The organism is Cupriavidus sp. BIC8F (assembly GCF_032465815.1).
Lineage (GTDB): Bacteria > Pseudomonadota > Gammaproteobacteria > Burkholderiales > Burkholderiaceae > Cupriavidus > Cupriavidus necator.
Genome location: NZ_CP136096.1, coordinates 96,080 through 108,301, shown reverse-complemented (window position 1 = coordinate 108,301; position 12,222 = coordinate 96,080). Strand labels below are relative to the sequence as shown.

Genomic DNA, 12,222 nt, shown 5'->3' with positions numbered 1-12,222 from the left:
GCGTAGGGCGTAGCCCGTAGCGTCTTCCCCCTCGCGACTCCGGTCAGAATGGGTCGGCCTCAGCTTCAGTCCTGGCACTCGCGCGCGCCTGCTCGCGGGCTTTGATGCGCTTCTTCGCCTCGGCCGTGCTGCGACTGAAGCGGATCGACTCGTTGCCTGTCTCCACAATGTGGCAGTGGTGGGTGAGGCGGTCCAGAAGCGCGGTGGTCATCTTCGCGTCGCCGAACACACTGGACCATTCGGCGAAGTCCAGGTTGGTCGTGATCATCACACTGGTGTGCTCGTACAGCCTGCTGAGCAGGTGAAACAGCAGCGCCCCGCCGGCCTGGCTGAATGGCAGATAGCCCAGCTCATCCAGAATGACCAGATCCATGCGCAGCAGGCTGGTGGCGATACGACCAGCCTTGCCTTGAGTCTTCTCCTGTTCCAGCGCGTTGACCAGATCGACCGTGGAGTAGAACCGCACCCGCTTGCCATGCTGGGTGATGCCAGAAACGCCAATAGCCGTGGCCAGATGGGTTTTCCCAGTCCCGGGCCCGCCCACGAGCACGACGTTGTGCGCCTCGTCGGTGAAGGTCGTCGTGGCCAACGTGCCCACGAGTCTGCGGTCCACCGGCGAGACCTCGAAGTCGAAGCTCGCCATGTCCCGATGCACCGGGAACTTCGCCGCGTGCATTTGGTGGCTGACCGAGCGCATCGCACGATCAGTGCCCTCGGCCTGCAGCAGGTGCTCGATCAACCAGCGTGAGGACTCAATCCCCGCATGACCACCTTGCTCGACCAGATCGGCCCACGCGCCGGCCATGCCGTGCAGGCGCAGTGCCTTGAGTTCGACCAGCACGTCAGTCGTCATGGCCGGCTCCCTCGACGGTGATGCCAACGGTGTTGCCCACGCCGCTTGCAGCACGCAGGCTGTCGTAGCGCGCCGTGTTCGCCAGTGGTGGTGTAGCCACTTTCAACTGCGTGGCCGCTGTTGGCAGTGTCGGCACCGCGTTGAGCCTGCCCAGCACGTTGACCACGTGCTCCACACTGACCTTGCCCGGCGGCCCGCTCTCCAGGGCCAACTCCACCGCCACCAGCACCGCATCCAGTCCGGCGCTCAGCACGATGGCCAGCACCTGCGCCATCACCCTGTCGCCACCCGGGTTGCGCAGCAGCCCTCGGCGCAGCCGCTGCAGTGGCTCGGGCATGTCGGCAAACGGCGCGCCGTTCCTGAGTGCGCCGGGCTTCCGCTGCAGCAGCGGAATGTAGTGCTGCCAGTCGTACCGGGTCTCGCCAGCGCTGCTCAACCGGTCGTGGCGTGCAACGATTCTGTCCTCAGCCACGATGACGACGCTGGCCGGGTATAGCCGCGTGCTGACCATCTGGCCAAACAGTTCGCACGGTACCGAGTAGCGATTGCGCGCCACCGACACCAGGCAGGTGCTGGACACCCGAGCGGGCTTCTCGACGTAGCCGTCGAAGGGCGCGGGCATGGGCATCAGGTGCGCTCGCTCGTGCTCGAGCATCTCGGCCACGCTGAACTGCGTGTGCTCCGGGTGGCGCACCTCGTCCCACAGGGCCCTGCAGCGCTGGCCTAGCCAGGCGTTGAGTTCGGTGAAGCTGCCGAACTTGATCTTGGCCGCGTCGATCCAGATGCGCCGGCGGCTGTCCTGCACGTTCTTCTCCACGACACCCTTCTCCCAGCCGCTGGCCACGTTGCAGAAGTCGGGGTCGTACAGGTAATGCGCGCACATGGCGGCGAAGCGCTCGTTGACGATGCGGCCCTTGCCCTTCTTGACCTTGTCTACAGCCGTCTTCATGTTGTCGTAGATGCCACGCCGGGCCACGCCACCGAGCGCCGCGAACGACCGGGTGTGGGCATCGAACAGCATCTCGTGTCCCTGGCTTGGGTAGGCCACCAGCCAGAAGGCCCGACTGGCGCACAGCTTCATGTGTGAGACCTGCGCCCGGTAGTAGATGCCGCCTACCACCACGCCTTCCTCGCTCCAATCGAACTGGAAGGCCTCGCCCAGCTCAAAGGCCAATGGCACAAAGGCGTTGGCAGTCGCCGTTTGCCCTTCGCTCTGGCGCCACGCCCGGATGAAGTCGGTCACCCGCGTGTAGCCGCCTTCGTAGCCCGCGCTCCTGATTTCGGCGTACAGCGCCTTGGCCGTGCGACGCTCGCGCTTGGGCCGCCGGGAGTCTGCCTTCAACGCCTGCCGGAGCGCGTCGTGGAACGCTGTGAGCTTGTTCGGCTGCTGGCCGCGCCGGTACTTCGGTGGACTGTCCACCTCGCCGTGCAGCCACTTCGCAACCGTGTTGCGCGACAGCCCCGTCATGCGCGCAATCTCGCGCTCCGATTTGTTCTTCCGGGCATGCAAACGCCGGATCTTGCCAATCATGTCCATGGTGATCACTCCTCGTCCTCTGTTGCACAAAAAAGCAGCAGAGTAGGTTGCTCACCTGGCTCAGTTTTGGGTCGGCACAACCCTCATCAGTGGCTCAGTTTTCGGTCGGCGCCAACAGGGCGGTTCTGCGCGTGGATGCCGCCGGCGACGAAGGTGAAGACGAGGACTAGCCTGCCCCCGATGGATGCTCTCGCTTCCGCCGCTAGATGGTCAGCGCTGGGTTGCTCGGCACCGACTTCGGAGTCTTTGCGAGAGCGCTAAATGACTTGGCTCTATGAAAGGAATCGAAATGAAAACACTACTGTCAATCCTCGTCGCGGCGGCCTTTTCGGCCGTCAGTTTCTCTGCCCTTGCCGCCGATACGGGGGCGTCGGGAGTCGCTGCTGACGCAGCCAAGACGCAAACCGGTTAGCAGCATCGGGCTGCTTGATTCCCTCGGCTATAGGATTCGTGCGACAGAGGCAAGGTCAGCCGACGCGCATGCGAATTGACACTTTCGCTGACCAAGTAGTCACAATTTCCCTTTGTTGACAATATCACATTCAATTTTCTCCTGACGACTTCCAATAGACGGTCCTGCGCTTTGGGATGATGGTCGGGGCGATCTTTTGGGCCGGGAAATGGCCGCTTGCTCCACCCGATCGAAGGGCAGCGCCAATGATGACTGGCGTCACCTTGCCATCGACCGGCACGGTGGCAATCACTGGCGAAGGTGGCAGGCCGCCACCGACAAACAGGGTTGCGCGGCTGCCCCCACAGGCGCCCGGCACACCAACGGCACCGGATCCGTTGAACAGGTTGACCCAATATCCGTATGCCTTGCCCAGTGCCGTCGTGCAGGTGCCCTGCGTGGCCGGGATTGGCCGATTGGTACTGAAGGTCACCATGCCGCCACTGATCGCGGCGGACGTGACCGTTTGTTCGCCGGTCCCATTCTGGGTCAGGTCCATGAACCAGCCGCGCATGGTGGACGTCGGCAAAATGCCGGCGGTAGCGCATGTGGTGTCCTTGGTAAAGTCGACCATGATATTCGCATCGTCGAGATTGATGGCCGTAGTGCTTCCAAGGTTATCCAGGTAGATGTAGAAACGATTGATGACGGCGCTATAGGGGTACTGATTCGGCAAGGGATGCTCACGGTCTCCGGAACCGAGTGCCAGGTATACCTTGTTGCCAGGAGCCGGCAGCAGCGTGGGCGGAAACAGGAATTTCCGTCCTGCTCCCTCAGTGTAGGCGACGCGATTGATCGCCCAGGTGCTCACCTGCGAGCCGAAGTCGATGCGATAGATATTTCCCCCGGTGTCGACCGCGTAGGCGTGGTCTACCACGCCGGCAGTCTCCACGGCGAGCAGGGCTACTTCGGCTGCCACGCTGCGCGTGGTGCTGAAAGACTTGATCAAAGCGCCTGTACTTGCATCCAGTACGTACACGCCGGCACCCTTCGGGCTGGAGCACGCCGGCGAGGCCTGATTCGCATCCTCGCAAGCGTCGTATCCTCCGCCGACGATCACGACAGGCCCCGTGTAACCCTTGATCGCCGTCGTCACCTTCGGCATTGACCAGGTCTGCCCAATGCCGCTCATCCCGGTAGTGCACCCGCTGTCGTCGGCCAGATTCGGGCAGCCGACCTTCCACATATAGGCCGGCGAAGCGGGATCGGTAACGTTTAGCGCATAGATCACACGCCCACCGCGGCGCATCGTGGGGTAGATCCAGACCTTGGAATTGTCGGTGGGCTGGTACACGCCGATCGAGCCGTCGAAAAAGTAATCCTTGGCCGTCGGAGTCGGGGTGACGCCCGATGGCATACTTGGATAGTTGATCAATGGGCTGTTGTCCCTCAGCCGCTTGAGCCGTGGGAAGAACTCGGGCGCGATGAAGGCCCAGCGCTCGCGGCCCGTGGCGGCATCGACGGCCCGCAGCATTCCATCGTTGGCGCCGTAATAGGTGGTCACGCCAGTGCTGCCGCCATAGTCAACCGGCAGGGGACGGGAATGAATCGAATCCCCATGCAGCGAGGGGCGGGGCTCGGTCGTATCGCTGTTAGCATTCTCGTCATCGACATCCTGTCCCTTGATAAAGTTGACAAGCGTCGAGTCGCTGATCCCTGAATTCGAGGTTGAGACCGGTACCAGTGCACTACCCGATTGGGTATAGACCGTACGATTGAGCACCCACGTTGGTGTCGCATTCGTAGTGGGCGGGTTGTTGCCCTTGCGGATCACCTCGGCCACGCCGCCTTTTTCCACAATCGGGCCGTCAGGCGCATCTGAGAACTTACTGAAAGAGGTGTTCGGGCATTTTCCCGCCTGGTTAAGTGACTGCCAGTAGGTGCCGGAATCAGTCGTCCAGAAGCTGACTGCGCAGTCAGTCACAAAACCGGTTAGCGGATTTTCTGCTGGTTGCGGGGGCGAAGAGCTGTCGCCGATTGCCACATCGCTTCCCTGGCTGATCACTTGGTACTGCTTCAGGTTTCCCATCCAGCGCGGCTTGGCATCCGGGTCCGGCCGGAACATGGGAATGAACACCTGGTTCTTGTTCTGGGTGCGATTGGTTGTATTCACTGGCAGACTGGCCGATGCGAATGTCGAGTTGATCGCCTGGATCTCGACAAAGATTCTCAGCAACTCATTGGTGATTTCGACCTGGTTGCGAACGTGCTTGTAGCTTCCGCCGCCCTGCTTGGCCGTACTCTGCAAGGATTTGGAATAGCCCACATCCTGGTTGTCGTCAGGATAGTAGGCATCCAGCACGTAGGTCGTGATCTGCGGGTTGACGTTGGTATAGAGAAAACGCGCCCATTCTTGGGCATAGCTGTCCGGGGAGCTCGGCGCGGGGAGAATCTGCGGCCCTGCGTCAACGCCCTCATATACACGCTGTCCCATTGAGCCGCCGGCGGCGTTGTTGGCAACAATATAGATGATGTAGTTCTTGCCGCAATCCGAAGCGGTACTGTTGTATGTCCCGTCCGCCTTGAAGGCCCATCCTGAAGCCAGCCCCTGTCCGTATGCCGTGGAGCCCGCATATCCCCCCGCATTGCCGGCCGCATCTGCATACTTGTTCTGTGCAAGCGTGCCTGCGCGTGGCTTCAAGCCGGAAAAATACTTCCAGATTTCGTAGAAACCAGCGGACTCGTCCTTGTTGTTACCGGTTTCTTTGTTGACATTGGCATCGGCACTGATCTGCGCGATCAGGTTCTTGAGGGCTGTCCGATTCGCGTCAATGCTGATGTCTCTTGGGGCAAATCGAATATAGGCCCCTGAAGGACTGTTGTAGGAAAACGTGGCCAGGCCAACGTTTGTCGGTGTCTTGATGCTATCCAGCACCGCTGACAGCGCCAGGAATTTCGACTTGCCATTCGGCTGGTCGGATACCCAGTTGTTCGAGTTATCCATCAGGATCATGATATGCGGAGCAGCCGCCGATCCGCCCGATGAGCCGAGAAAGATGTCAATGTCGTCGGCCCTACCGAAACCTGGCGCGATCAAGAGACAGCAAAACAGGAAGCCCGAAATCAGCCTTCGAATGTGCAGAGCGCTCATGGGAAATCTCACGGTCAAGGACAAACGGAGGTTGCCGCCACGCGCACAGCGGTGCCCTGGTTAATGACATACTGCGCATTGCTCAGGACATCGGTTGCGACCGCCTGGACGTCCCACAAGGTATTTGCGCACATCGAGTTGTTGCTGGCGGCGCCGGCCACGCCAAAATCCTGACTGGCGCCCTCCAGGCAGCCCGCGTCGTTTGCATCGCTAAAGTTCAATGCCGATACGGGCACAATCTGAGTCGACACGCATTTCGACGTGACAACTACCGTGACATCGGTCACGCCGTCTCCATTGACATCGGCGCAGGTGGTGTTCGGCCCCGTCGCCTTGCACGGCTTGGCGAGCGCATTGGCTGGCGTCGTCGTAAACTGGGTGCTGCTGATGACCTGTTCGATGGCGCCCTGGGCCGCCGATAATGCCTGGTCGCGCTGCTGCGCATTCCCAACGACCTGTAGATTGCCCTTTGCAAGCCTGAATGCGCTAATGCCAAGCAGGGTCATCAGTAGCAGCATGACCATGCCCACCAGCAGCGTGGCCCCACGTTGACGAGATGAAAGCGATTTCATGGGGTATTTCTGCCGGCCGTGTTGTTCAGGCGGACCACGGAGTTATAGGCATGGCGCCTATAGGTGTCATTGAACGGGCCGGCCGTATTGGCAGTGCCATCCGCATTCAGACCCATGGCGTAGGTTTTGTTGTTGCCCCCGGTATAACCGGCAGAAGTCGCCTTGTTGCGAGCGAGCAGATAGACTTTCGCCGCGACCGTGTTCCGCCAGTACCCGACACAAGTCGATCCTGTGCAGCCCCCATAGCTGCCAGGATTGGCCGTAAATGCGCCGGCCGTACCTGTGGTCGGATTGACCGTCTCGAAGCCGTACTCGATCTGCAGGTTCTCGATGCCTTCGACCAGCGGGACGATGGTGAAGCCAGCTGCCCCGAGCTCCGCCCGTTTGAGGGTAGGAATGCCGTCCCCGCTCTTATCGTTGTTGGCAATGAAGTAAATATGCGTTCGGTACTGGTGCAAAGGTGCCAACGTTCCCGGCACGGGGGGATTGCAGTCCTTTTGGTGTAGGGTCAGCTTGGTGGTGTCGACCTCGAGTCCGTAGTAAAAGGAGACGTTGCCGGACGACAGTTCCGCTGTACTGCTGCAGGTCGAGGCCTGGAAATAGGGAGCGCCCGCGACAAGCGTGTCGCAACCTGCATCGCCGACGGCGCAAGTGCTTGCTCGGCGTACCACAACGATGTCCGTTCCCACGCGCACATCGCTCAGACAGCTCGGAGCAGCCGCTGGATTGTCATAACCCTGCACCGCAATCGGCAGAGCGGCCTTCAGATCGGCAGTTGCCGTGGCACATGGGTCGGGGAGCGCCGCCGGCGCCCCTAGCAGGGCCGGATTGAATTCAGCAAGGTAGCCAGCGTTGCGGAGGTCCTCCGTGAGCAGCCGCATGGCGTAGAGGCCGTTCTCCGTCTGCTCGCTGGCGCGCTCGATTTCGTTGCGTGTCTGGCTGTTGCTGACAAAGATCGTTGTCAAGCCTGCCGTGATGAGCAAGCCAAGCGTAATTGCTACCATCATTTCGATGATGGTATAGCCACTTTGCACAGGCTTATTGCTAGCGGTCATGGTCACTGCCGTCCGGAACATGGCAAAAGCACCAGGAGATCAATAGCATGCGGGCAACCCGACGAAAATCTGCGACGCGATAGAGCGCCGACGGGTGTCGTCGGTACCAAACTGTCCCTGGCCACAAGTGATGGCTGGTGCGGCGGTCTGGTGCATGCCCTGCCAGGCAACCGCTACTAGATAGATGCCGGGCGTGCAGATGCCGAGCGTCGGGTCAGGTGCCTGCACCTGCGTAATACAACCACGAGCCCCAACCATGGCGCCGATATTCGCCGATGCCTTCTGCTCTGCCGCCCCTTTCAGGGTATTGCTCCATTCGCAGAGATCCCGATCGGGCCCGACGGCGATACCGACACACGAAGCGGGCTGGCTGTCCCCTGTACCGATCGGGTTGGCGGCGACGTAGCTCGCAGCCTGTGCCCGGTTGGCACTGATTCGCTCGGTCATCTCATTCAGCACCAGAAGCGCCTGCGCACGCTGGTAAGACTCCACCTCGGCGAGATAAACTTTGCCGAGTAAACCGGCAAGGCCGAGCAGGCCGATCGTGAGGATCACGATGGCAACGAGCACCTCCAACAGGGAGATGCCTCGCTGGTCACTTGATCTATGTGATCGGGATGTCAGCATGATGGCGCCGCCACCATATATGGACGGCCGCTCAGGTCGACCGATACGCACTGGTAAGCAGTGGCTGATCCAGCCGTTGCCGTGATAAGAAATGAGGGCGCGGCGCCGGCGCCAAGCCGCCCGGACGCACGGTAAGTGACACTGGCGGGACCGTTGATGGTCATGCCTCCTGCGCTGCCGTGATCATCGAGCACATTTGCGGCATTGGACGGATCAAGAATCTGCCAGCCGCTTTGCCAGCTGCCCGCCTTGGGCGACAAGGTTACGGCCGTATTACGCATGATCGCCTCACTGCGCGTTCGCGACAGTGAGCCGAACAACTCCGAGGCAACGGCTTTGGCACGCTGGCTTGCTATCAGGCTGGAAAACGACGGCGCAGCGAGCGCGGCCAGGATGCCGGCAATGGCCACGGCTGCCATCAGTTCTATCAGCGTGAATCCCACTACGCGTTGCCATGGCGCTCCCCTACCACAGCGGAAAGCGGTTCTACGGAATTCACATGTAGTCATGCTGGTACACCTACCAGGTATTGGTAGGCGTCTTCGCGCCTGCGTTGTTGATAGTCAGGGTAACGTCAGCCGCCTGGGAGGTTCCGGCAATCGGTGTGGCAGTAGCTGTAAAGGCGGGCGGCGGGCCGGCGCTCGCGGTAATGGTGATGGTGTAGTAGGCGGAGACCTCGGGTGGCAGCGCAACATTAAGGCCAGCCAAGCTAGACGCGTAGGCTCTCGCATCCAGCAGATACTGCTGCTGCCGCTGCGCGACATCCATCAGCGCGGCTTGGGCGGATGAGCGCCTGCCCTTCACCACAGAGGAAATATATGAAGGATATGCGACCGTCGCCAATATAGCCACGATGGCGACAGTTATCATCAATTCGATCAAAGTGAAAGCTCTTTGTCGGCAAGGCACGCCTGCGGCCGAGATCTTCTTTGATGTCATGGCCGTGTCTCCGATGTGCCTTTTGTTGTTGTTTTCTTTATGAAAAACAATATGAGCACAGCAAACGGAGAGAGGACCCTCACAGCAGCGAGCGAAAATTCTAAGCGTCGAAGTGACAACTGTCGCCGGAGCAACCCGAAATTCTCGCGAGCAAAAAATGTGAATGGATCAAGTGTGGCGTCGGACCGGAGACTCCGAAATACGACGCCCTCGTAATCGGAAGCATCGGGGCTGCGGGGAGAACGCCAAGGGCATACGTACCGGCGCCCGGTGCCCATAATCCCGTTTACCCAAACGACCTGAAACGACAGATTGACCCGACTGTCGTGCCGCACTGCAGGGCTTCTCGGTCCCATGCTCGCGCTCCGATGCAAATTATGTGCTGATCGACTTATTTCCGACAGCTATGGCGTGAAGTGTAAGATAATAGTTACAAGTGGTCAAAAAATTCTGGTGTAGTGGCAATCAGCACGTTGCAGCAATCAGACAACGTCGGCATATTCCGCAACAGCCTTGGGGCGTATTGTGTGCGATGATGCGTCCCCTTCTTATACTGTATACCGCCGCACCACTCCTGCCGTCGCAGCAGGCGCTCGTCGACATCCGCGCTTCGTGCAGATGAACGGCGGAGCAGGACATGGTCTCATGCCCCTCATCGCGCCGCCCATGTGGCAGACCAGCAGCTTGTTCTACATGGCAGTAGGTTTCAGGCGTGCATGCATCATCAGCGCCGCATTCAACGTGGCCCCGCTGTCAATGGCTGCAACAAACTGCACCCCGATGAACAGGCCGTGGCCGCGGAGTCGCCCAAGTGAGGATGGCCGCTCGGGGCGTCGCGCTGGCGCGCGGCAAGGTATGCGGTGGCATGGCCGACGTACATCTGGCCTGTAAGAAACCGCTAAAGGTCACAATGATGTCATAGAGATGCGCCGCGTCGACAGCAGCATGGCTAGCCTTGGAGAAAGCAGCAATGAATCGGGCTTTGTTTAGGCCGTCGCTTCGGCAACGTTTCTAGCAGGCTGCTGAAGTACCTCGACCCCGAGTCAGCGCATCGACAGCTCGAAACGTTGATCTGAGAACTCGACACGATTCACTCTCCAACATTGCATGCGCGGCGCAGACACCTTCACCGAAAGCTTGTTCACCATGCGGCGGCTGGACGATTTCGTGCCCAAGTCCCATCCACTTCGCCCGATCCGCACCATGGTCAATCAGGCCTTGGCGAAGATGGATCGGCTGTTCGCGGGGATGTATGAGGCCGACATCAAGGGCGGTCGCCCGAGCATCGCGCCGGAGAAGCTGCTGAGAGCGATGTTGCTGCAGGTGCTCTACAGCATCCGGTCCGAGCGTCAACTGATGGAGCAGACGCAGTACAACCTGCTGTTTCGCTGGTTCATCGGGTTGTCGATGGACGACGCAGTGTGGGTGCCCACGGTCTTCACCAAGAACCGGGCGCGCCTGATCCAGCACGATGCGGTGATTGAATTCTTCAACGAGGTGCTGGCCCTTGCACAGAAGAAGAACTGGCTGTCGGGCGAGCACTTCAGCGTGGACGGCACGCTGATTCAGGCGTGGGCAGGCCACAAGAGCTTTGTTCGCAAGGATGGCAGTGACGGTGACGACGATAGTGGCGACTTCAGGGGGCACAAGCGCAGCAACGAGACGCATGAGTCCACGAGCGATCCCGATGCGAAGCTCTATCGCAAAGGCAAGACTGGCAGTGAGCTGCGCTACATGGGCCATACCCTGAGCGACAACCGCCACGGCCTGGTGGTCAGCGCCTTGGTGAGCACTGCTGATGGACACGCCGAGCGCGAGGCTGCGAAGGTCATGCTCAACGACGCCCGGCAGGCAACGGTCGACCCGGACACCGAAATCACAGTGGGTGCAGACAAGGGCTACGACGCGCAGGAGTTCATTCAGGCGTGCCTGGAGATGAAAGTGATGCCGCATGTCGCGCAAAACACCTCGGGTCGGCGCTCGGCCGTTCCTGATGCCATTGCCCGTAGCGAGGGCTATGCCATCTCGCAGCAAAAGCGCAAGCTGATCGAGCAAGGCTTCGGCTGGGTCAAGACGGTCGGGCGCATGCGCCAGGTGATGGCGCGCGGACTGAAGCGAGTCGACCAGATGTTCGTGCTGAGCATGGCCGCCTACAACCTCGTGCGCATGCGTTCGCTGGGACAAATCCGTCCGCAGTTGCAGTAAGCGGGCAAAGAAAGCCGGAAATGGGCGCCCAACAGCCGAAAAACTCAATTCAGGGGCGCGTAGGTTCCGGATTGTGAAATCAAACAGTGCCCACCTGCAGAGGCGGAAAGCATACCGTGTGTGCGGCGAGTACTTCAGCAGCCTGCTAGGCCTGCGACGGCTGGATGGTCTATTTATTCTCCTTTTCGCCTTGCTCGCCTGTCTGGCCATGCTGCTTGTCGCCTGATTCATCAGACTGAAATGCCAGCGCTGCTACCAACAGAGCTACTAATATGGCACCAATTCCGAGAACCCAACGGAGCGTCTTAGTCATCCTGTCCTCATGCGAAAATCGAGTGCAAATTGCGCTTTCTTAGGCAAGCCAATCCGCTGAGTTGTTTCGCTGATCCGATGAAATACGCGGCGCCTGTCAGTCTTGGTGCCCGTGCTGGCCGTGCTGGCCGTGGCCACGGCGGCCGTACCTGCGCCATTTCCACTCGCTTTGGTCGTCGTCATCGTCATAGTCCCGGCCTCGCCAACGAGGCCCATAAACGGGCGCGGGTGCCATGATGACCGGGGGAGGAGCATAGACAGGCGCCGGCGCGACGTAGACGGGCTCGGGCGCAACATAGACCGGGGCGGGCGCAGGGACGACAATGCCCGGAATGCCGATACCAACATCGACATTCACGTGCGCTTGGGCGGCGGGAGCAATTGCGAGCAGTGCGCTGCAGAGAACGAATGCAAGCTGCTTCATTTCTTCCTCAACTTTGGATATCGGCAACTGTACTTGCTCGCAGCGACCGCGTTGAGGCGTATTCTGTAACGGATAGTAACCGTTGTGTTTGCGCAGAATACGAGCACGCTGCGACCCTGGTCTGCGGCGGCACGACGAAAGCGGCGCGGGTTGGGT

Annotated in this window: 11 protein-coding genes; 1 reads left to right on the top strand and 10 read right to left on the bottom strand. The window is 60.3% G+C overall.

What is annotated here, in order from left to right; all coding sequences use genetic code 11:
• Positions 1 to 43: 43 nt before the first annotated feature.
• The 8 genes from istB to RS901_RS35255 all read right to left on the bottom strand — a co-directional run bounded on the left by istB (position 44) and on the right by RS901_RS35255 (position 9,125).
• Positions 44 to 853: an IS21-like element helper ATPase IstB gene (gene istB, locus RS901_RS35290; RefSeq protein ID WP_316152097.1), complete on the bottom strand. Its 810-nt coding sequence runs from the start codon at positions 851 to 853 to the stop codon at positions 44 to 46.
• Positions 843 to 2,390 carry an IS21 family transposase gene (istA, locus tag RS901_RS35285; protein ID WP_316152099.1) on the bottom strand — a complete coding sequence of 516 codons (1,548 nt, stop codon included), beginning with the start codon at positions 2,388 to 2,390 and terminating at the stop codon, positions 843 to 845. Before istA ends, istB begins: the two co-directional genes overlap by 11 nt.
• Positions 2,391 to 2,932: 542 nt before the next feature.
• Entirely contained in the window at positions 2,933 to 5,932 is a 3,000-nt protein-coding gene (locus RS901_RS35280) for a pilus assembly protein (RefSeq protein WP_316157565.1), read from the bottom strand.
• Positions 5,933 to 5,946: 14 nt separating this feature from the next.
• Entirely contained in the window at positions 5,947 to 6,504 is a 558-nt protein-coding gene (locus RS901_RS35275) for a PilX N-terminal domain-containing pilus assembly protein (protein ID WP_316157564.1), read from the bottom strand.
• Positions 6,501 to 7,559: a PilW family protein gene (locus RS901_RS35270; RefSeq protein WP_316157563.1), complete on the bottom strand. Its 1,059-nt coding sequence runs from the start codon at positions 7,557 to 7,559 to the stop codon at positions 6,501 to 6,503. Before RS901_RS35270 ends, RS901_RS35275 begins: the two co-directional genes overlap by 4 nt.
• A 39-nt stretch (positions 7,560 to 7,598) precedes the next feature.
• Complete coding sequence (pilV, locus tag RS901_RS35265) at positions 7,599 to 8,186, bottom strand: type IV pilus modification protein PilV (RefSeq protein ID WP_316157562.1); 588 nt, start codon at positions 8,184 to 8,186, stop codon at positions 7,599 to 7,601.
• Positions 8,180 to 8,629 carry a GspH/FimT family pseudopilin gene (locus RS901_RS35260; RefSeq protein ID WP_234824940.1) on the bottom strand — a complete coding sequence of 150 codons (450 nt, stop codon included), beginning with the start codon at positions 8,627 to 8,629 and terminating at the stop codon, positions 8,180 to 8,182. Before RS901_RS35260 ends, pilV begins: the two co-directional genes overlap by 7 nt.
• A gap of 76 nt (positions 8,630 to 8,705) precedes the next feature.
• On the bottom strand, positions 8,706 to 9,125 hold the full coding sequence (locus RS901_RS35255) for a type IV pilin protein (RefSeq protein WP_078196382.1): 420 nt from the start codon (positions 9,123 to 9,125) through the stop codon (positions 8,706 to 8,708).
• Between the two features lie 1,107 nt (positions 9,126 to 10,232).
• Between RS901_RS35255 and RS901_RS35250 the strand changes: the two genes are divergently transcribed.
• A complete protein-coding gene (locus RS901_RS35250; protein ID WP_316157561.1) occupies positions 10,233 to 11,330 on the top strand; it encodes an IS5 family transposase in 1,098 nt (365 codons plus the stop codon).
• A 169-nt stretch (positions 11,331 to 11,499) separates the two neighbouring features.
• Here the strand turns inward: RS901_RS35250 and RS901_RS35245 are convergent, their stop codons facing one another.
• Both RS901_RS35245 and RS901_RS35240 read right to left on the bottom strand, forming a co-directional pair.
• Complete coding sequence (locus RS901_RS35245; protein WP_164704842.1) at positions 11,500 to 11,643, bottom strand: hypothetical protein; 144 nt, start codon at positions 11,641 to 11,643, stop codon at positions 11,500 to 11,502.
• Positions 11,644 to 11,739: 96 nt separating this feature from the next.
• Positions 11,740 to 12,066, bottom strand: coding sequence for a hypothetical protein (locus RS901_RS35240; protein ID WP_316157560.1), 327 nt, complete (start codon positions 12,064 to 12,066; stop codon positions 11,740 to 11,742).
• Positions 12,067 to 12,222 lie beyond the last annotated feature (156 nt).